The organism is Streptomyces sp. NC-S4, from assembly GCF_054353315.1.
The window spans coordinates 7,496,089-7,514,997 of record NZ_CM135937.1; the positions used below are offsets into that span (position 1 = coordinate 7,496,089).

At 69.8% G+C, this 18,909-nt stretch carries 16 protein-coding genes and 1 pseudogene; 9 read left to right on the forward strand and 8 right to left on the reverse strand.

Annotated elements, in window-relative coordinates; all coding sequences use genetic code 11:
* Window position 1: 1 nt before the first annotated feature.
* The 4 genes from ACXNSR_RS33600 to ACXNSR_RS33615 form a co-directional block, all read right to left on the reverse strand.
* Window positions 2-1,006 (reverse strand): alpha-ketoacid dehydrogenase subunit beta, encoded by a 1,005-nt coding sequence (locus ACXNSR_RS33600; protein WP_458639108.1) that lies wholly within the window; start codon window positions 1,004-1,006, stop codon window positions 2-4.
* Window positions 1,003-2,082, reverse strand: coding sequence for a pyruvate dehydrogenase (acetyl-transferring) E1 component subunit alpha (gene pdhA, locus ACXNSR_RS33605; protein WP_458639109.1), 1,080 nt, complete (start codon window positions 2,080-2,082; stop codon window positions 1,003-1,005). The genes ACXNSR_RS33600 and pdhA overlap by 4 nt, the downstream gene beginning before the upstream one ends.
* A 25-nt stretch (window positions 2,083-2,107) precedes the next feature.
* Complete coding sequence (gene acsA / locus ACXNSR_RS33610; protein WP_458639110.1) at window positions 2,108-3,898, reverse strand: acetate--CoA ligase; 1,791 nt, start codon at window positions 3,896-3,898, stop codon at window positions 2,108-2,110.
* Window positions 3,899-4,019: 121 nt separating this feature from the next.
* Window positions 4,020-4,715, reverse strand: coding sequence for a CBS domain-containing protein (locus ACXNSR_RS33615; protein ID WP_458639111.1), 696 nt, complete (start codon window positions 4,713-4,715; stop codon window positions 4,020-4,022).
* Window positions 4,716-4,979: 264 nt separating this feature from the next.
* Here ACXNSR_RS33615 and ACXNSR_RS33620 point away from each other — a divergent pair, with 264 nt between their 5' ends.
* Both ACXNSR_RS33620 and ACXNSR_RS33625 read left to right on the forward strand, forming a co-directional pair.
* Window positions 4,980-5,882, forward strand: a complete 903-nt coding sequence (locus ACXNSR_RS33620) for a universal stress protein (protein ID WP_458639112.1) — start codon at window positions 4,980-4,982, stop codon at window positions 5,880-5,882.
* On the forward strand, window positions 5,879-6,739 hold the full coding sequence (locus ACXNSR_RS33625) for a universal stress protein (protein WP_458639113.1): 861 nt from the start codon (window positions 5,879-5,881) through the stop codon (window positions 6,737-6,739). The genes ACXNSR_RS33620 and ACXNSR_RS33625 overlap by 4 nt, the downstream gene beginning before the upstream one ends.
* A 105-nt stretch (window positions 6,740-6,844) precedes the next feature.
* Here ACXNSR_RS33625 and ACXNSR_RS33630 read toward each other — a convergent pair whose 3' ends face one another.
* Window positions 6,845-7,510 carry a class I SAM-dependent methyltransferase gene (locus tag ACXNSR_RS33630; RefSeq protein ID WP_458639114.1) on the reverse strand — a complete coding sequence of 222 codons (666 nt, stop codon included), beginning with the start codon at window positions 7,508-7,510 and terminating at the stop codon, window positions 6,845-6,847.
* Between the two features lie 372 nt (window positions 7,511-7,882).
* Between ACXNSR_RS33630 and ACXNSR_RS33635 the strand changes: the two genes are divergently transcribed.
* Window positions 7,883-8,167: an SHOCT domain-containing protein gene (locus tag ACXNSR_RS33635; RefSeq protein WP_458639115.1), complete on the forward strand. Its 285-nt coding sequence runs from the start codon at window positions 7,883-7,885 to the stop codon at window positions 8,165-8,167.
* 136 nt (window positions 8,168-8,303) lie between these two features.
* On the opposite strand, the gene ACXNSR_RS33640 is transcribed toward ACXNSR_RS33635, so the two are convergent.
* On the reverse strand, window positions 8,304-10,673 hold the full coding sequence (locus tag ACXNSR_RS33640) for a phosphoketolase family protein (RefSeq protein WP_458639116.1): 2,370 nt from the start codon (window positions 10,671-10,673) through the stop codon (window positions 8,304-8,306).
* A 243-nt stretch (window positions 10,674-10,916) separates the two neighbouring features.
* Between ACXNSR_RS33640 and ACXNSR_RS33645 the strand changes: the two genes are divergently transcribed.
* Window positions 10,917-11,792, forward strand: a complete 876-nt coding sequence (locus ACXNSR_RS33645) for a universal stress protein (protein WP_458639117.1) — start codon at window positions 10,917-10,919, stop codon at window positions 11,790-11,792.
* Between the two features lie 68 nt (window positions 11,793-11,860).
* Here the strand turns inward: ACXNSR_RS33645 and ACXNSR_RS33650 are convergent, their stop codons facing one another.
* Window positions 11,861-12,586, reverse strand: a complete 726-nt coding sequence (locus ACXNSR_RS33650; protein ID WP_458639118.1) for a response regulator — start codon at window positions 12,584-12,586, stop codon at window positions 11,861-11,863.
* 261 nt (window positions 12,587-12,847) lie between these two features.
* Between ACXNSR_RS33650 and ACXNSR_RS33655 the strand changes: the two genes are divergently transcribed.
* Both ACXNSR_RS33655 and ACXNSR_RS33660 read left to right on the forward strand, forming a co-directional pair.
* Entirely contained in the window at window positions 12,848-13,174 is a 327-nt protein-coding gene (locus ACXNSR_RS33655; RefSeq protein ID WP_458639119.1) for an STAS domain-containing protein, read from the forward strand.
* Between the two features lie 126 nt (window positions 13,175-13,300).
* On the forward strand, window positions 13,301-13,795 hold the full coding sequence (locus tag ACXNSR_RS33660) for a pyridoxamine 5'-phosphate oxidase family protein (RefSeq protein WP_458639120.1): 495 nt from the start codon (window positions 13,301-13,303) through the stop codon (window positions 13,793-13,795).
* A 16-nt stretch (window positions 13,796-13,811) separates the two neighbouring features.
* On the opposite strand, the gene ACXNSR_RS33665 is transcribed toward ACXNSR_RS33660, so the two are convergent.
* On the reverse strand, window positions 13,812-15,494 hold the full coding sequence (locus tag ACXNSR_RS33665) for a sensor histidine kinase (protein WP_423834429.1): 1,683 nt from the start codon (window positions 15,492-15,494) through the stop codon (window positions 13,812-13,814).
* A gap of 180 nt (window positions 15,495-15,674) precedes the next feature.
* Between ACXNSR_RS33665 and ACXNSR_RS33670 the strand changes: the two are divergent.
* The 3 genes and pseudogenes from ACXNSR_RS33670 to argF form a co-directional block, all read left to right on the forward strand.
* Window positions 15,675-15,851 (forward strand): annotated as a pseudogene (locus ACXNSR_RS33670) (polyphosphate kinase 2); the annotation flags it as partial.
* Window positions 15,852-16,593: 742 nt separating this feature from the next.
* Window positions 16,594-17,817: an arginine deiminase gene (locus ACXNSR_RS33675; protein ID WP_458639121.1), complete on the forward strand. Its 1,224-nt coding sequence runs from the start codon at window positions 16,594-16,596 to the stop codon at window positions 17,815-17,817.
* Between the two features lie 73 nt (window positions 17,818-17,890).
* On the forward strand, window positions 17,891-18,892 hold the full coding sequence (gene argF, locus ACXNSR_RS33680; RefSeq protein ID WP_386461497.1) for an ornithine carbamoyltransferase: 1,002 nt from the start codon (window positions 17,891-17,893) through the stop codon (window positions 18,890-18,892).
* The last annotated feature ends 17 nt before the right edge of the window (window positions 18,893-18,909 follow it).

The following is an 18,909-nucleotide window of genomic DNA, read 5'->3' on the forward strand; positions in this document are numbered from 1 at the left end:
GTCAGCTCACCGCCCGACGAACGGCGTCCACGATGGTCGCGGGCTGGGGAAGCGCCGCTTCTTCGAGCTGCCGGGCATAGGGAATGGGGACCTCCGCGCTGCATACGCGCTGAACGGGGGCATCGAGCTCGTAGAACGCCTGCTCGGTGATGCGGGACGAGATTTCCGCGGCCAGGCTGCCGCTGCGCCATGCCTCGTCGACGATCACGGCCCGGTGGGTTCGGCCGACGGACGCCATGACGGTGGCGTCGTCGAGGGGGCGCAGGGTGCGTAGGTCCACGACCTCTGCGCTGATGCCCTCCCCGGCAAGGGTTTCCGCTGCGGCCATGGCCTTCGGCAGGGAGCCGCCGTACGTGATCACCGAGACGTCCGTACCCGGCCGGCGTACGGCCGCCGTGTCGAGATCGACGGCACCAACGGTGGCGTCCAGCGAGCCCTCCGCGTTGTAGAGACTGCCGTGTTCGAAGAGCAGCACCGGATCGGGGTCCGCGAGGGCGGCTGCGAGCATGTGGCGCGCGTCGTCGACCGTCGCGGGTGCCAGCACCCTGATGCCGGGGATGTGGGCGTACCAGCCTTCGAGGCTGTGGGAGTGCTGGGCGCCGAGCTGTCGGCCTGCCCCGGTGGTCATGCGGATCACGACGGGGACGCTCAGCTGCCCGCCCGACATGTGGAGCAGTGTGGCCGCGTTGTTGAGGATCTGGTCCAGGGCCAGGAGACTGAAATTGACGGTCATGATCTCGACCACGGGCCGCATCCCGCCGAGTGCGGCGCCGATGCCCGCGCCGACGAATCCGGATTCGGACAAAGGCGTGTCGCGGATACGGTCAGGTCCGAACTCTTCGAGCAGGCCCAGGCTGACGCCGAAGCATCCGCCGTACCGGCCCACGTCCTCGCCCATGAGGAAGACCCGTTCGTCCTGCAGCAGGGCTTCGCGTAGCCCCTCACGGAGCGCCTCCCGATAGGTAGTCGGCCGGGAAGTTCCGGTCGGTGCCTTCCGTGTGCTCATGCCGCGCCCCCGGTTTCGCTCGTGACGAAGCGGAGCAGGTCCGAGACCGGTTCGAGCGGGGCCTTCTCGGCCCGCTGTACGGACTGGTCGATCTCGGCGAGTACTTCCTTGTCGAGTTCTTCCATCACCCGGTCGTCGAGCTGCCCTTCGGAACGCATCAGTTCGGCCAGCCCTTTGAGGGGGTCGCGTACCTTCCATTCCTCGATCTCGGACTTGGCCCGGTACCGGTCGGGGTCGTACATGGAGTGGGCGCGGAACCGGTACGTCTGTGCCTCGAGGAAGTGCGGTCCGTTGCCTGCACGCACGGACTCCGCCGCCCTGAGTGCGGCTGCTTCGACGGCGAGGACGTCCATGCCGTCGACCGTCCACGCGGGCATTCCGTAGGAGGCGGCACGCATGGCGAGGTTGGTCTGGGCGTGCTCCCGGGCCAGGCTCGTGCCCATGGCGTACAAGTTGTTCTCGCAGACCAGCAACAGGGGCAGCCGCCACAGGGCCGCGAGGTTGGCCGTCTCATGGAACTCGCCTTCGGCGAAAGCACCGTCCCCGAAGAAACAGCAGGTGACGCGGGTGCTGCCGCGCATCCGGTCGGCGAGTGCGAGCCCGGCCGCCAGGGGCAGGCCGCCGGCCACGATCGCGTTGCCACCGTAGAAGCGGTGCGTGGCGTCGAACAGGTGCATCGAGCCGCCGCGACCGCGGCTGCAGCCCGTGGCCTTGCCGTACATCTCGGCCATCACGGCGTCGGCGGAAACTCCGCGAGCCAGGGCATGCCCGTGTTCGCGGTAGGTGGAGACCACCGCGTCCTCCTCGCGCAGGGCCTGGTTGACGCCCACAGCGACGGCTTCCTCACCGATGTAGAGGTGGACGAAACCACGGATCTTCGCGCCACTGTAGAGCTCCACGCATCTTTCCTCGAACCGCCTGATGGCCAGCATCCGGCGGAGCAGGGACCTTCGGTGGCCGGGTGTGGGATGCCCGTCGGGATTGCCGCGTGCGGCGGTGGCGGGTCCCTTCTTGCGCCCGCTCTTGCGTGCCGCGCTCCGGGCTTTTCCTTCGTGCTGCGGGGTGGTGCTGCTCATGGTTCCGCCTTCTCTCACGAGCGGGTCAGCCCGGGTTCTCCAGCGTGGACAGATCCCCTTCGGGCAACCCCAGTTCCCGGGCGCGCAGCAGACGGCGCATCACCTTGCCGCTGCGCGTCTTGGGGAGGTTCTGCTCGAACTCGATCTCTCTCGGCGCCACCGCGGGGCCCAGCCGCCTGCGTGCGAACGCCAGAAGTTCTCGCTTGAGGGACGCGTCGGGGGAGAGTCCCGGACGGAGGGAGACGAATGCCTTGACGACGGCTCCCACGACCGGGTCCGGGCGGCCGATCACGCCGGCCTCCGCGACGGCGGGATGCTCCATCAGCGCGCTCTCCACCTCGAACGGTCCGATGAGGTGTCCGGCCGACTTGATGACGTCGTCGGCACGGCCGACGAACCAGAACCACCCGTCCTCGTCGCGTTTCGCGAGGTCGCCGGTGAGGTACCAGCCGTCTGCGAAGCAGGCCCGGTAACGGGCCTCCTCGTTCAGATAGCCCCGGAACATGGAGGGCCAGCCCGGACGCAGCGCCAGCTCTCCCTCGACGCCCGCATCGGTGATGACCCGAACGCGGCCTTCCGTGACCTCGGCGCGTCCGTCCTCGCCGCGTTCGAGCAACGCGGCCTCCACACCGGGCAGGGGGCGTCCCATGGAGCCGGGCCGGATGTCGCTGGCCGCGAAGTTGGCGATCATGATCGCCCCGGTCTCCGTCTGCCACCAGTTGTCGTGGATCGGCAGGCCGAGCACCTCCTGCCCCCACAGGACGGCTTCCGGGTTGAGCGGCTCACCCACGCTTGCGATGAAGCGCAGATCCGACAGGTCGTACGGCCCGGGCAGCTCTCGGGTGCCGTCCCTGGGGGTCGCACGCATGAGCATGCGGATGGCGGTCGGTGCCGTGTACCAGACGGTGACCCGATGGTTGTCGAGGATGCGGTACCAGCGGTGGACGTCGAAGTCCCCTTCGTCGACCACGACGGTCGCGCCGTGCGTGAGTGGGGCGATGATCCCGTACGAGGTACCGGTCACCCATCCCGGGTCCGCTGTACACCAGTACACGTCCTCCCGGCGCAGATCGAGCGCGAAGGCCGCCGTCGCGTGGTGGGCCACAACCGCCTCATGCACGTGGACCGCGCCCTTCGGGGTACCGGTCGTGCCGCTGGTGAAGTGCAGCAGCGCCATGTCCTCCGGATCGGTGGCCGGCACCGTGTACTCCTCCGGAGCCTCGTCCATGAGCGCGGCGAAGGAGAGCGTGCCAGGCGGCGGATCGGTCACCGGACCCACGAGCAGGACATGGTCCAGATGAGGCAAGCGGTGCCTGTTCTCCTCGACCTTGCGCCGGTACAGCGCCTCGGTGGTGACAAGGATCCGGGCATCGCCCAGCTCCAGCCGCTGGCGCACGGGCTCGGGGCCGAAGGCCGAGAAGAGCGGGCACAGCACGCGTGCGCTGCGCAGCGTGCCCAAGACGGTCGTGTACAGCTCGGGGCAGCGGCCCAGGAGGGTGAAAACCCTCTCCCGTTGTCCCACGCCCAAGGAGGTGAGGACGTTGGCGAAGCGGCCCGTGAGGCCGCCGAGCTCGGCGTAAGTGAGGTGGGTGACGGTGTCGTCGGGTGCGATGCAGCGGAGTGCTTCCCGCCCGCCCTGGCCGGCCGCCAGATGCCGGTCTACGGCCTCGTAGCCGATGTTCAGCCCGCCTCCGGGCAGCCCGGACAGCAGGGACCTGGCCTCGTCCCAAGTGAAATCCGCGCGCGCCCGCTCGTAGTCCTGGAGCATGAAAGCGGCATCGGGTCGGGGCTGTTTGTGGATGATCAAGTGATCCATGGCCGGGTCCCTCTCCTCGCCTTGGAACCTTCAAAGGAGACAGCGTCACGTCGTGTGACGGCCGCAAACGCGGCGAGCGGTCTCCCGGCGTCCCCCGGACGGTCCACACGGGACGGCGCGGCTACCCGGACATCCCGTAGGCGCTGCGGTGCGGTGGGGTGAGCAGGGAGTCATCGAGGGTCGCCGTCAGGCGGGAGGCGACTGCGACCACCCCGTCCAGCTGGCTGGTGAGGCGGATCAGGACCGGAACCTGGCTTTGTCTCTCCAGTCGGCCCTCCAGTGTCACGATGCCGTCGACCACGTGGACGGTGACCGCCTCGGCGTCCAGTCCCATGGTGTCCACGAGTACGTCCGCGACCACGCGGTGCCGTATCTCCGAGTCCGGTCGCAGGAAGAGCCAGAGCAGGTCACGGCGGGTGACGATACCGACGAGTCGGTCCTCGTCGTCCACGACCGGCAGCCGCTCGACGCCTCGGCGGGCCATCAGCCGGGCGGCTCCTGCCGCGGTCTCGTCCGCGTGAACCGTCACCGCCGGTGCGGACATGGCCTCACCAGCGGTGAAGGTCACCTCGGACGGGAATGGGGCCCCGCCCCGGCCGGTATCGGGCTCCTCGCCCACCGGTGCGTGGTCGGCGGCTGCGAGGCCGATCAGGTCGCTCTCGGAGACGATGCCGAGCACCCGGTCCTCGTCGTCGAGGACCGGGAGTCCGCTGATGTCGTGCTGAGCGAGCAGCTTCGCGACATCCTTGAAAGGGGTGGACGTCACGACCGAGACGACCTCGTCGGTCATCAGGTCTCCGACCTTGATGTGCTTCATGAGGCACCTCCTGCCGTCACGGCGATCCACCCGGACGGGAACGCCGGAGGACGCCGATATCCACGATCCGCCCCGTGCCGAGAGACGAGGAGGGCCGAATGGTCCGGAGCCGGGCCCGATCGGACCTGTGCCGCATCTGCGGCGCGAAATTGCATGAACCAGGACCACACCGGTCCCTGCCAGCTACTGAAGGGCCGTCCTGACCGAGAAGTCCGAAGAGCCGACCTGAGAGCCCGACCCCTGGCGGCTCCCTGAGGAGGAACCGTGGAAGGCACCACGAGCAGCTCGGAACTCGGCGCCGTCGTCGTCGGTGTCGACGGCTCCGAACCGGCCCGGTGGGCAGCGTTCTGGGCGGCGGCGGAGGCCGCACGCCGCGAGTGCCCGCTGCGCATCGTGCACGGGTCCGACACGGACGGCCGGGTCCTCTACGTCTCGGCGAAGAGCATCGAGCATGTCCGCCAGGCAGGCCGGGAACTACTGGATGCCACGGTGGCCGCAGTCACGGAGCGGTTTCCCGGCCTGCAAGTCGACGCCGAGTTCAGCCGCAGGGCACCGGTCCCGAGCCTCCGCCAGGCCGCGGGCCCCGACGGCACCATCGTGGTCGGCAGCCGGGGGCTGGGCGGTTTCAGCTCCCTCATGCTCGGATCGGTCGGCCTCAAGGTCGCAGCGGGGGCGAAGACGCCCGTCATCATCGTCAGGGGCACCGAGAACGGCGCAGGGACGGGCGCGGTGCTCGCCGCCGTCCGTGACGAGCACGACCTTGATTGCGCACGGTACGCCGCACGCGAGGCACAGATCCGCGAGGGCTCACTGCGGCTGCTGCACGTGTGGAACATCCTGCAGTCCGTCGGCGAGGTCGTGACTCTGCTCGACGACGTGGAGGAAATCGCCAACGAGCAGGTCCATCACCTGAACGCGGTGGCGGACCGGGTGCGCCAGGAGTTCCCGGACCTGGCCGTGCAGGTGGACGCGGAGAAGAGCACGTCAGTGGCTTCTGTCCTGGTCGAGGCTTCGCGCCGGGCGGACCTGCTGGTGATGGGCGGCCGACGGTCACCCAGCTACCTCGGGCCCACCCTCGGGCGGGTCACGCACAGCCTGGTCCATCATGCCCACTGCCCCGTAGAGCTCATTCCGCACCACACGGACGAGAACGGGAGCGAATCGTGAGCGACGCGGGCGAACACGAGGAGATCGTCGTCGGCATCGACCCGGCCAGGGACTGGCGTCTGCCCCTGGCCTGGGCGGTGGACGAGGCCGGGCGACGCCGCCTAGGGCTGCGACTCGTCGTAGCCGTACCTCCGCAGCACGACACGCGACACGTCGACGACGCACCGCGCAGCATCGCCCTGCACCGGGCGGCCTCGGATGCCCTCGGTGAGGCTGCCGCCTGGAGCAGGGAGCGGGACCCGGAGGTCGAATCGGCCGTGGACGTCCTCGAGGGCTTCCCCGCTCCGGAGATCGGCCGGCTGTCGGGGCGGGCCCGCATGATCGTGCTCGGCTCCCGTCACTTGAGCAGGACTTCGGAGTTCCTCAGCGCCGGTTCCCTGGTTGTCCCTGTCAGCGCTCAAGCGGAGTGTCCGGTCGTCGTCGTGGGCGACGCCGAGCACGTCACCCAACAGCCGCCGTACCTGGTGGTGGGCATCGACGGGAGCGATTCCTCGAAGGCGGCCCTTGCGCTGGCATTCGAAGAGGCCGACCTCAGAAACGCCAGGCTGCGCGCCGTGTCGGTGTGGGAGCCCCCGCACTTCCTGCACCACGACGAGGAGGCCGCGCGCCAAGGGCAACGACGCATGCTGTCCGAGACGACGGCAGGCTGGTCGCAGGAGTACCCGGACGTGGTGTTGACGCACGAGGTGCTGGCCGGGCACCCGGTGGAGGAGCTCGCCGGTGCCGCCGAGCACGCCCTCGCCGTGGTCGTGGGCCGTCGAGGCAAGGGCGGTTACACGGGCATGCGACTCGGATCGGTTGTCCACGGGCTGCTGCACCGGGCGCACTGCCCGGTGATCACGGTCCCCGTGCGGTGAGGACTGCGTGACGACGCCCGCCGTCGGGTGCACCGAGCATCGGAGCGGTACGACGAAGCCGAACCGGAACCCGAGATCGGACAGCGCTGAGCCTTCAGACGGTCCTCACCGAGGGACGGTCTGCGTGACGCGCCACAGCTGCCGGGGGAGGTCGCCTTCCTCGAACGCGGCGACCTCGTCCAGAGCCCAGCTTCCGGCCAGGGCGTCGACCAGGTCGCGGGGGAAGAAGTGGACGGCGAAGCCGCCGTGCTCCCAGATGTCGTCTCCGTGCCCGGTACCGGCTCGGTAGTGGGCGTCCCCGGTGTGGCGGACCGTGTAAACGAAGGCTCCGCCCGGCCGCAGTGCCCGTCGTACCTCGGTGACCAGGGCATGGATCTCTTGAGTGGACAGCGCCATGCAGAGCAGCATGTGCGCGAACACGGCATCCACCGAGGCGTTCGCGAGTGGCAGAGGCTCGTGGACGTCGTGGACCGCCGTGGTGACCCGCCCGGCCACCCCTTGGGCCGCGGCGGCTTCGCGCAGCTGTTCCAGGCCCGCCGGGCTGAAGTCGGTGGCCAGTACGGAGAATCCCTGGCGGGCGAAGTACAGCGCATCACGGCCATGGCCGGCCCCCAACTCCAGCACCTTCCGTGCTCCGGCGGCCCCGAAGACGGCAGCGGCGTGGATCGCCGGATCGGACGGCTCCTCGCCGTACATGCCGGGATGCTCGCCGTAGATCTGCTGCCAGTGCGCACGCTGAACATCGCCCAGCCCCTGCTCCCGCTCCGACATGCTGACGCCCTCCTCACCAGGTCGCCTCGCCTCCACCGGCCCGCCCGGCCACCCTAGAGGGACACCATGTCGTCACCGCGCCCACCCGCTGGGCCGCCACGGTGGTCATTGCTGTCGGCACTCGGCTTCTGGCGCAACTTCTGCGGTGAAGAGCCGACTCTTGCGGTGGCGCCCGGGGCGGGAAGGTGTGCCCATTGCGGCCTTCGTTCGGGTCCTCCCGTCTGGAGGCAGACATGGCCCTGGGCCATAGGACTATCGGCCCTGTGACCCCGACCAGCCCATGCCCAGACGCCACGGGCCGACGGACAGTGTGGACATGGGGGACATGGCCTGCGGGCCGTGTCCCAGACCATCGCAACAGGAGAGTGAGCCATGTTCTGGTACGGCCACGGAATGGGCGGATGGGGCTGGGTCGCCATGTCGTTCAGCATGGTCCTCCTCGTGGCCTTGGCCGTCGCGGGAGTCGTCCTGCTCCTCCGCAGTGTCGACCGCTTCCCCTCGGGCCCAGTGCAGCCCCCGGCTGCGCCTTCCGCCAAGCAGGTACTCGCCGAACGGTTCGCCCGAGGCGAGATCGACGAAGAAGAGTACGAACAACGTCTGACCGCACTACGTGCGCACGGGCCGGGTCAAGACCGGCCAGGATCGGGAGAGAACTGAACCCATCCTTCCGGAAGGGGGGCAGGCCGCGACTGAGGACCTGCGGAATCTTGTTCGTCGGCTGACCCCGCTTGTGTTCATCCCCCCCATCTGGGTGCCGGCGTCTCAGAACGTGCAGCACTGGTTCCCGTGCTGATCAGTACGGCCAGGACCAGTCCGCGACTTCCGGCAGGTCGGTGCCGTGTTCGCGGATCCAGTCGTGGTGTCGGATGCGCTGGCCGGCCATGGCCCGGCGCAGCCCCTCGGCGCGGCGTGCGAGGCCGGGGACGCGGTCGATGACGTCCATGACGAGCCGGTAGCGGTCCATGTCGTTGCGCACGACCATGTCGAAGGGGGTGGTCGTGGTGCCGGACTCCTTGTAGCCGCGGACGTGCAGGTGGGGGTGGCCGGTCCGGCGGTAGGCGAGGCGGTGGATGAGCCACGGGTAGCCGTGGTAGGCGAAGATCACCGGCTTGTCGGTGGTGAAGAGGGCGTCGTACTCGGGGTTCGTCAGGCCGTGGGGGTGTTCCTCGTGGGGCATGAGCCGGGCGATGTCGACGACGTTGACGACGCGGACGGCCAGCGAGGGGAGGTGCTCGCGCAGCAGGGCCGCGGCGGCCAGCACCTCCATGGTGGGCACGTCGCCGGCGCAGGCGAGTACGACGTCCGGTTCGCGGGAGCCGTGGTCGGTTCCCGCCCACTCCCAGATGCCGGCGCCGCGCGTCACGTGGGTGCGGGCCGCGTCGATGGGCAGCCAGTCGAAGCAGGGCTGTTTGCCGGCGACGATCACGTTGACCTGGTCACGGCTGCGCAGGGCGTGGTCGGCCACGGCGAGCAGGGTGTTGGCGTCCGGCGGCAGGTAGACCCGTACGACCTCGGGGCTCTTGTTGAGGACGTGGTCGACGAAGCCGGGGTCCTGGTGGGAGAAGCCGTTGTTGTCCTGGCGCCAGACGTGGGAGGTGAGCAGGTAGTTGAGGGAGGCGATCGGCGCGCGCCATGACAGTTCGCGCGAGGTCTTCAGCCACTTGATGTGCTGGGCGACCATGGAGTCGACGATGTGGGCGAAGGCCTCGTAGGTGGAGAAGAGGCCGTGGCGGCCGGTGAGGAGGTAGCCCTCCAGCCAGCCCTGGCAGACGTGTTCGGAGAGGATCTCCATGACCCGGCCGTCGCGGGACAGGTTCCGGTCCGTGGCCTCCGTGATGCCCTGCCAGGCCTTGCCGGTGGCCTCGTACAGGTCGTCCAGCCGGTTCGAGGCGGTCTCGTCCGGACCGACGACCCTGAAGTCCCTCCGCCCGGCCGTCTCCCGCATGATCTGGGTGAGGAAGCGGCCGAGGACGCGGGTCGGTTCGTGGAGGGTGCCGCCCGGTTTGGCGACGGGGACGGCGTGCTGGTCGAGCGCGGGCAGCGGGAGCGGCCGCAGCAGCCGGCCCCCGTTCGCGTACGGCACGGCGCCGAGGCGCCGCTCGCCGTCCGGCACGCAGGCCAGGACCTGCGCCGTTGGGCGGCCGTCGGCGTCGAAGAGTTCCTCCGGCCGGTACGAGCGCAGCCAGTCCTCCAGCTGCCGCAGGTGGGCCGGGTTCTCGCGCACCCCGGCGAGCGGGACCTGGTGGGCGCGCCAGGTGCCCTCGACCGGGTCGCCGTCGACGTGCGCCGGACCGGTCCAGCCCTTGGGCGTGCGCAGCACGATCATCGGCCAGCGTGCGCACTCCCGCCCGGGGCCGGTGCCCGTCGCCCGTGCCTCCCGCTGGATGAGGGCGATGCGGTCCAAGGCGTGGTCCAGCGCGCGGGCCATGGCGTGGTGCACCTGGGCGGGGTCGCTGCCGGTCACGTACAGCGGGTCGTGCCCGTAGCCGCGCAGCAGCGCGTCGAGCTCGGCCTCGGGGATCCGGGACAGGACGGTCGGGTTGGCGATCTTGTAGCCGTTCAGGTGCAGGATCGGCAGGACCGCCCCGTCGTGGACCGGGTCCAGGAACTTGTTCGAATGCCAGGAAGCCGCGAGCGGTCCGGTCTCCGCCTCGCCGTCGCCGATGACGCAGGCCACCAGCAGGCCGGGGTGGTCGAAGGCGGCTCCGTAGGCGTGGGAGAGGGCGTATCCCAGTTCCCCGCCCTCGTGGACGGAGCCGGGCGTCTCGGGCGCCACGTGGCTCGGCACCCCGCCGGGGAAGGAGAACTGCCGGAACAGCTTGGCCATGCCGTCGGCGTCGCGGCTGACGTCCGGATACGTCTCGCTGTATGTCCCTTCCAGCCAGGAGTTGGCGAGCACGGCGGGTCCGCCGTGGCCCGGGCCCCAGACGCACAGGGCCTCCAGCGAGCGTTCCCCGATGACGCGGTTGAGGTGGGTGTGCACCAGGTTGAGGCCGGGGGAGGTGCCCCAGTGGCCGAGCAGCCGCGGCTTGATGTGCTCCGGCCGGAGCGGTTCGGCCAGCAGGGGGTTGCCCATGAGGTAGATCTGGCCGACGGCCAGGTAGTTCGCGGCGCGCCAGTGGGCGTCCAGCTGCGAGATCGAGTGCGCGGTCAACGCGGTCATGTCCGCTCCTGCGTACGAGGGGTCCGGGACGTTCGTCGACGGGGCCGATACCGACACCCTGCCCCTGCTGTGGTGCGGCCGCGAGAGGAGGACCGGCCCTCGAGGAGGGACCGTTGGCCCTTCTGCGCCCCTGCCCGGCACGAGCAAGGTGAATCCCGGTGGCGCCGGTCTTCCCCCGGCCGGCACCGCCCATCCCCGCCGGCCGACCCCGATGCCTCTCGCATCAGTACGGAGGACAGACCTGTGAAGCGCACCCTCGTTGTCGGAGTGGACGGATCCCCGGAGAGCCGGGCCGCCGCGGACTGGGCCGCGCGGGAAGCCGTACGGCGTGACCTGCCCCTGCACGTGGTCCACGCATGGCTGTGGCAGCCGCTCGCCGTCCCGATCGTCCAGGACCGCGAAACCGAGTCCCGCCGGGCCGATGACATCCTGAAGGAGGTCGAGCAGGAGCTCACCCACCGGTACCCGTCGCTCGCGCTCACCGCGGAAGTCCTGTGCGACACGCCCGTGCCGGCCCTGCTGCGCACCGCCAAGGAAGCCGAGATGCTGATCCTCGGCACCCGCGGGCACGGAGCCCTGCTCGGCTTCCTGCTCGGTTCCTACGGTCAGCAGGTGATCGCTGCCGCCGAGTGCCCCGTCGTCTCCGTCCGCTCCGCCCACGGCAGGCCTCTGGCCGTGCCGGAGGAGGGCGAGGTCGTCGTGGGACAGCAGGGTGGTGTGGAGGAGTCCGCCGAGGTACTGCGCGTCGCGTTCGAGGCGGCCGCGGCGCGCAAGGTCCCGCTCCGCGCCGTCCGGGCCTGGAACCTGCCCCCGGTGTACGGATACAGCCCCGGCTCGATGTGGATCGCCGAGCAGTTCGGCGGGCTGGAGCCGTTCGAGAAGGCCGCGCTGGACCAGGCGCTGGAGCCGTGGCGGCTGAGGTTTCCCGAGGTGGAGGTCGTCGCGCACGTGGAGCGGGGCAGCGCCGGCCATGTGCTGCTGTCCGAAGCTTCGGACGCCCAGCTGGTCGTCGTCGGCCGCCGGGTCCGCGAGTCGGCGGTGGGTACGCGCATCGGTTCGGTGGCCCATGCCGTGCTCCACCACGCGGCCTGCCCCGTCGCCGTCGTCCCGCACCACTGACGCCGAATCGACGGTTGAAGCCGGGCTCGCCGTCGTGCGGCGTGCCCGGCCCTTCCCGTGGGCGGTTCCTACTCCGCGGCCGGGATCGGGTGCCGGCCGGGTGGGGTCAGCGCGTGGCTGGCGATCACCGCGGCCTGGACGCGCCGCTCCACGCCGAGCTTGATGAAGAGCCGCGAGATGATGTTCTTGGCGGTCTTCTCCGCGAGGTACAGCCGCTTGCCGATCTCCCGGTTGGTGAGACCCGCACTGACCATGAGGAGGATCTCCTTCTCCCGGTCCGTGGAGCCGGGAAGACCCGTGACCTGTTCCTCCTTCGGCACGTCGCCGCGTATGCGGGCCATCAGCCGCGTGGTGGCGCCGGGGTCGAGCATCGACTGGCCGGAGGCCACCGTCCGTACCGCGGTCACCAGGTCGGTGCCGGTGATCTGCATGAGGACGTAGCCGGAGGCCCCTGCCATCACGGCGTCCAGCAGCGCCTCCTCGTCGTCGAACGACGTGAGCATCAGGCAGGCCAGCTCGGGCATCCGTGAGCGCAGCTCCCGGCAGACGCTGACTCCGTCGCCGTCCTGGAGCCGTACGTCCAGGATCGCGACCCGGGGGCGCAGTGCGGGGATGCGGATCAGCGCCTGTTCCGCCGTGCCCGCTTCACCGACCACGGTCAGGTCGGACTCGGCGTCCAACAGGTCGTGCACCCCTCTGCGCACGACCTCGTGGTCGTCGAGCAGGAAGATGCTGATGGGAACGGTCGCGCCGCTCGCGCTCGTCGCGTGGGAGTGGGCACCGCTGCCGGTCATGACGCAACTCCTTCGCCTGGTTCGTCCTGAACGCGCGAACACCGGCATCCTGCCTTCCGTACGGGCGGAACGGACAGTGCCGATTGGCACTCATCGGCCTGCCGCTGCGCGCGGCAGGGCCGGTGTGGGCAGAGGAGGAGGGACCTTCGGCCCTGTCCGAGGGCCTGCCGGGCCTTCCCGAGTGCACTCAGCACCCGATGAACTGCGGGTGCACGGGGAACGGCGCGACTCGACGGAGCCGCACGCAGCGCGGAGGACACCATGACGACCGCCTTGATCGACTTGCGGACCGTGGCACGCGACGACCGCGGCCTGAGGATGGCCCTGGCCGGAGAGCTCGACTTCCATACGGCGGGACGAGTGGAACCACGCCTCGCCGAACTCGCCGGATTCGGCCGCCGCAACATGGTCCTGGACTTGTCCGGGATCTCCTTCTGCGACAGCTCGGGCATCGAACTCTTCCTCCGGCTCCACCAGCGCTGCCGTAGCGCGGGCACGCAGCTCCTGCTCCGCGGCGTACCACCCCTGCTGGTCAAGTCCATGCAGGTGCTCGGTGTCGACCGCGGCCTGCCGCTCGCCGTGACGTGATCGAGCGGGCGTCCGAATCTCGCCCCCTGACGGGGACCGTTCGGCCCTGGTTCTCCCGTGGATCGCGGTGAAGGCTGGGACGCGGAAGCCGCAAGGGCCCATCGGGGCCGGACGAAGGTAAGCAGCATGGATCACGAAGGCAACCCGCTACGGGCCCGAGAGGTCGGTGACACGACAGCCCGCCGCTACATGCGGGAGCTGGACAGGGCCGAGGCCCTGCGGCTGCTCTCGACGGTGTCCCTGGGGCGCATCGTCTTCACTCAGCACGCGCTGCCCGCCGTCCGCCCGGTGAACCATCTCGTCGAGAACGAGGCCATCATCGTCCGGATACATGAGGACGGAGCATTGGCCTCCCTGGCGGCACCCGCCGATGCTCCCGGTGTGGTGGTCGCTTACGAAGCGGACGTCATCGATTCCGTCACGCACCTCGGCTGGAGCGTTGTCGTCACTGGTTACGCGAGGGTGGTGGCAGATGCCGACGAGATGGACCGGTACGCGCACTTGCTTCGTCCATGGGTGGCGCACCGGATGACCAGCGCCCTGCGGATCCGGCCGGATCTCGTCACCGGGTTCCGGCTGGATGCGGACCCGACGCTGCCCGTGCCTGTGACCCGGGGCTGACGCCGTGCCCCGGTCCTCAGCCCCCGGTGGGGAGGGGTGCCCGCCAGACGAGCCTTGTACCCCCGTCATCCGGAGTCTCGTGACTGAAGGAGCCGCCCAGGCTCCGCGCCCGCTCGTCGAGGTTGAGCAGGCCGCTTCTGCGGCCTTGAGCCGGAATACCCGTCCCGTTGTCCGAGACGGTCAGTACGATCTCGCCCTGGCCGGCCTTGAGGGTCACCCCGACCCGGGTCGCCTGTGCGTGGCGGGCGGCGTTGCTGAGCAGCTCGCCCAGCACAGCCATGACGTGGTCGGCGATCTGTGGAGGTACGTCGGTGTCGAGCAGGCCCTCCATGCTCAGGCGCGGCGGATGGCCGAGGGTGGTGGCCGCGTCGCCGACGGCACGGGCGGCGCGCGCCCGCAGACCAGGGCCGCCCTCGCGGTCCTTGGTACGCAGCCCGAAGATCGTCGATCGGATGATCTTGATCGTTTCGTCCAGGTCGTCGACCGCCCGGCCGACCCTTTCGGCGGCCCCATCGTGCTCGACGAGCCGGGCAGCGCTCTGCAAGGTCATGCCGGTGGCGAAGAGACGCTGGATCGCCAGGTCGTGCAGGTCACGGGCGATCCGGTCGCGCTCCTCCAGCAGTGCTATCTGCTCGGCGTCCCGGCGCCGCTCCGCCAGCTCCAAGGCGAGTGCGGCCTGACCGGCGAAGGCGACGAGCGGCTCCAGCTCGCCCTCGCCGAACGCCGGCTCTCCCGCCGGGCGCGCGAGCAGCAGGACACCTCTGCTTTCGCCGCCCGCGGTGCCCAAAGGGACGGCCACGGCGGGCCCCAACCCTTCCTGAACCTGGGACTCAGCGGGATAGCGCTCGTCGGCCCAGGCTTGCACCGCTGTGACGGGTTTGCCAGCCAGGTGCGCCGCTCCTGCGAGCGTGCCCGCGAAGGGGACGACGAGACCTTGCCGCTCGGCTCCGTCCGCGTCGGCCGCGAACTCCACGACCAGGCCGTCGATACCGCTCACGGGCATGGCGATGTCAGCGAGGCGTGCCGCGGTGATCTCCTGTGCGCGGCGGGCGATGAGCTCCAGCACCGCCGGGCGCGAACTGCCCGACAAGAGGCTCTCGGTGATCTCCGCATTGGCCCTGAGCCACCGCTGCTGGCGCTGCGACCCCTCGTAGAGCCGCGCGTTGTCGATCGCGACACCCGCCGCCACCGAGAGGGTGGAGATGACCGTCTCGTCCTCGGTGTCGAAGTCGATCCCGCCGCGCTTGTCGGTCAGATAGAGGTTGCCGAACACCTCGTCGCGGACCCGGATCGGCACACCGAGGAAGGTGCGCATGGGCGGGTGGTGGGCCGGAAAGCCGTAGGACGAGGAGTGCGCGCCGAGATCGGTCAGGCGCAGTGGCTCCGGGTGGTGGATAACCTCCCCGAGCAGGCCGTGGCCCGCCGGCAAGGGACCGATCTCGGCGATCTCCTCATCCGTGAGCCCCACGGTCAGGAACTGCGAAAGCGTGCGGCCGTCGGGGCCGATCACTCCCAGAGCGCCGTACTCGGCGTCGACGAGCAGCGCGGCCGCCTCCACGATCCGCCGCAGTACCTGGGCGAGATCAAGCTCCCGCCCCACCGAAACCACGGCCTCCAGGAGGCTGTGCACCCGGTCCCGGGTACCGCGCACCTCGTCGATGCGCGCTTGGAGCTCGTCCAGCAGCTCGTCCAGCCGCATCCGCGGTACCTGCGTCAACGGATCCCTCACACCCACGTGCTTCCCCTCCGACGGCTCGCTCGGTTGCCCGATCCACGGTCAGCGTATCGACACGCCCGGGCCCGATGGGCATCGTTGCGCGCGGATGCCAGCCGAGACTGACGTGACCGAAGCGCCGCACGACGACGGGGAGGATGCGCCATGGGCCTGAAGAAGGCGGTCTACGAGGACGAGCTGCTGCGGCTCCAGACGGAGCTGATCAAACTCCAGGAGTGGGTGCGCGCGGAGGGCACCCGGCTCGTGGTCGTCTTCGAGGGCCGCGACGCAGCGGGCAAGGGCCGCACGATCAAGCGTGTACCAGCTCCTGCACGCATGGCCCAACGACGAAGCGGCTGGATGGTCACTCAACTGCAAGAAGACCGGATCTCGCTGCCGACTTCGACGGGGGCGAAGCCCCTCGGTGTGTTCTCGATGTCTGTGCCGTCGTAGAGGGGTTCGGCAGGCGGGTGTTCAGGATCGGGCCTCGAAGCCGGGCTTCTTCCGGTTGCGACGACGCAGGTCCGCCGAACCCTTGAAGCGCCTGCAGTCGACCAGTTGCAGGCGTGGGTGCTTTCGATGGGGAACTGCCCCTTCACGAAGCCGAGTCGACTCCGGCGGGGCAGGCTCCAAGGAGGCCGCACGGTTCGGCCTCGGACATCCGGCCCGTGACCTGGTCACCGATTCACGGGACGCGGGGTCGGTCGCGCAGGACGGCTGCTGTACGTGCCAGTCACTGGTGGGCGGCGCGTTCTTGGGCGCCGTTACGCACGCCGCACGGCGCCACTGCCGGACGCTCGTGGCCGTCGCACCGCACGCAGACGTCTGACTGAGGGTTGGCCCCGCCGCGTTCGGTTCCGACCGTCGCTGCGCAGGGCCGAAGGGCCCTGCGAAGCGACCGAACAGGTCCTCCCGGAGAGTGCCGACCGGCCCGCCACCAGGGACTGTTGCCGCCGGGCATGAGGGGGCGCAAGTGACAGAGTTCAAGTGCTCCCCGAGGCGCCCCCAGAGGACGCCCGGCCGGGCGCACATCCCATTTCGGCGCCCGTCGAGCGCACCTTCCGTCTCACCTCCGGGGGACCCCATGACGTTTCACGTCGACTCCGAGACCGGCCGGCTGAAGCAGGTCATCCTGCACCGCCCCGACCGCGAAATGACACGCCTCACACCCACCAACAAGGACGAGCTCCTCTTCGACGACGTGCTGTGGGCCAAGCGCGCCCGCGACGAGCACGACGCGTTCGCCGATGTCCTGCGGGACCGCGGAGTGCGCGTGCACCTCCTCGCCGACCTGCTCACCGAGACGTTGGACGGCATCGAGGCGCGGCAGCTCGTGCTGGACCGGGTCTTCGACGAACGCGAGTTCGGCATCCTCGGCACCGACCGGCTCCGCACGCACTTCGACTCCCTGGAGCCGGCCGCCCTGACCGCCTGCCTCATCGGCGGCGTCACCAAGGCGGAACTGCTCGAGCGCACGGGCCCGATACCGAGCGTACGACTGCACGCCATGGCGCCCGACGACTTCCTCCTCGCGCCGCTGCCCAACCATCTGTTCACCCGCGACACCTCGTGCTGGGTGTACGACGGCGTGAGCGTCAACCCGATGAACAAACGGGCACGCCGCCGTGAAACGGTTCACTTCGAAGCCCTCTACCAGCACCACCCCCTCTTCGCGAAGGGGGAGTTCCACCGGTGGTCCGACGGGCAGGCGGCTTATCCCGCCACCATCGAGGGCGGCGACGTCCTGGTCATCGGCAACGGCGCGGTGCTCGTCGGCATGAGCGAGCGCACCACGCCTCAGGCCGTGGAGAATCTCGCCCTGCGCATGTTCGCGGCGGGTTCCGCCCAGCGGGTCGTGGCCGTCAGCCTGCCGAAGAGCCGCAGCTTCATGCACCTCGACACGGTCATGACGATGGTCAGCGGCGACACCTTCACCCGATATGCCGGCCTCGGCATGCTGCCTTCCTCCACGATCGAACCGGGGGTCGGCGGGGAGGGGCTGAGGGTCACCGACCACGCTCCCGAGGACATGGACCGGGCCATCGCCGACGCGCTGGGTCTGCCGTCCATCAACGTCCTCACCCCGAGCCAGGACCTGCGGTCCGCCGAGCGGGAGCAGTGGGACGACGGCTGCAACGTGCTGGCCGTGGAGCCCGGCGTGGTCGTCGCCTACGAGCGCAACGTGACCACCAACACCCACCTGCGCAAGAGCGGCATCGAGGTGATCACCGTTCGAGGCAGCGAACTCGGCCGGGGCCGTGGCGGCCCGCGATGCATGACCTGTCCCATCGAGCGCGAGGCCGCCTGACCACCCCTCCCGCGCCCCCGCGTCCCCGTCATCCGCCCGCCGCACACACCCCGTACACATCAAGGAGCCCGCCATGCACGACGACCTGCACCAGCGCCCGTTCGTCAAGGAACTCGACTTCACTCCCGAGGAGTTCCGCCACCTGCTGGAACTTTCCGCCTCCATCAAGACGGCCCGCCGCGAGGGACGCGAGGAGCAGCGGCTGCGCGGCAAGAACATCGCCGTCATCTTCGAGAAGACGTCGACGAGGACCCGATGCGCCTTCGAAGTGGCCGCGCACCAGCAGGGCGCGCACGTGACCTACCTCGACCCGGCCGGATCCCAGCTCGGGCACAAGGAGTCCATCAAGGACACCGCGCGCGTCCTCGGCCGCTACTACGACGGGATCGAATACCGGGGCAGCGACCAGCGCCTGGTGGAGGAGCTGGCGCAGCACGCCGGCGTTCCGGTCTGGAACGGCCTGACGGACCAGTGGCACCCCACCCAGTCGCTCGCCGACGTTCTCACCATGTGGGAGCACACCGACAAACCGCTGAACCAGGTGTCCTTCGCCTACCTGGGCGACGCCAGGAACAACGTCGGCAATTCCCTGCTGATCGTCGCGGCGATGCTCGGCATGGACGTACGCATGGTCGGCCCGCGATCCCTGCACAACGCCTCCGAAGTCGTCGACCACGCGCGGCGGGCGGCGGCCGTGAGCGGTGCGCGCATCACCCTGACCGAGGACGTGACCGAAGGCGTGGCCGGCGTCGACTTCGTCTACACCGACGTGTGGCTCTCCATGGGAGAGCCGCCGGAGATGTGGGACGAGCGCATAGCCCTGCTCAAGCCGTACCAGGTGACAGCGAAGACCCTGGAGGCGACGGGTAACCCGGCGGTCAAGTTCATGCACTGCCTTCCGGCCTTCCACAACAGCGACACCACCGTCGGCGCCAAGATCGCTGCGCGGACCGGCATGACCGCACTGGAGGTCACCGAGGAGGTGTTCGAGTCCTCGCACTCCATCGTGTTCGACCAGGCCGAGAACCGGCTCCACACCATCAAGGCCGTCCTCGTCGCCACCCTCGGCGACTGAACCGGCATCCCCTCGAC

Bases quoted from the DNA above. Each gene is read 5' to 3' on its own strand.
- ACXNSR_RS33600 (WP_458639108.1), bottom strand. From the start codon at position 1,006: ATGAGCACACGGAAGGCACCGACCGGAACTTCCCGGCCGACTACCTAT.
- pdhA (WP_458639109.1), bottom strand. From the start codon at position 2,082: ATGAGCAGCACCACCCCGCAGCACGAAGGAAAAGCCCGGAGCGCGGCA.
- acsA (WP_458639110.1), bottom strand. From the start codon at position 3,898: ATGGATCACTTGATCATCCACAAACAGCCCCGACCCGATGCCGCTTTC.
- ACXNSR_RS33615 (WP_458639111.1), bottom strand. From the start codon at position 4,715: ATGAAGCACATCAAGGTCGGAGACCTGATGACCGACGAGGTCGTCTCG.
- ACXNSR_RS33630 (WP_458639114.1), bottom strand. From the start codon at position 7,510: ATGTCGGAGCGGGAGCAGGGGCTGGGCGATGTTCAGCGTGCGCACTGG.
- ACXNSR_RS33635 (WP_458639115.1), top strand. From the start codon at position 7,883: ATGTTCTGGTACGGCCACGGAATGGGCGGATGGGGCTGGGTCGCCATG.
- ACXNSR_RS33640 (WP_458639116.1), bottom strand. From the start codon at position 10,673: ATGACCGCGTTGACCGCGCACTCGATCTCGCAGCTGGACGCCCACTGG.
- ACXNSR_RS33650 (WP_458639118.1), bottom strand. From the start codon at position 12,586: ATGACCGGCAGCGGTGCCCACTCCCACGCGACGAGCGCGAGCGGCGCG.
- ACXNSR_RS33655 (WP_458639119.1), top strand. From the start codon at position 12,848: ATGACGACCGCCTTGATCGACTTGCGGACCGTGGCACGCGACGACCGC.
- ACXNSR_RS33660 (WP_458639120.1), top strand. From the start codon at position 13,301: ATGGATCACGAAGGCAACCCGCTACGGGCCCGAGAGGTCGGTGACACG.
- ACXNSR_RS33665 (WP_423834429.1), bottom strand. From the start codon at position 15,494: ATGCGGCTGGACGAGCTGCTGGACGAGCTCCAAGCGCGCATCGACGAG.
- ACXNSR_RS33675 (WP_458639121.1), top strand. From the start codon at position 16,594: ATGACGTTTCACGTCGACTCCGAGACCGGCCGGCTGAAGCAGGTCATC.
- argF (WP_386461497.1), top strand. From the start codon at position 17,891: ATGCACGACGACCTGCACCAGCGCCCGTTCGTCAAGGAACTCGACTTC.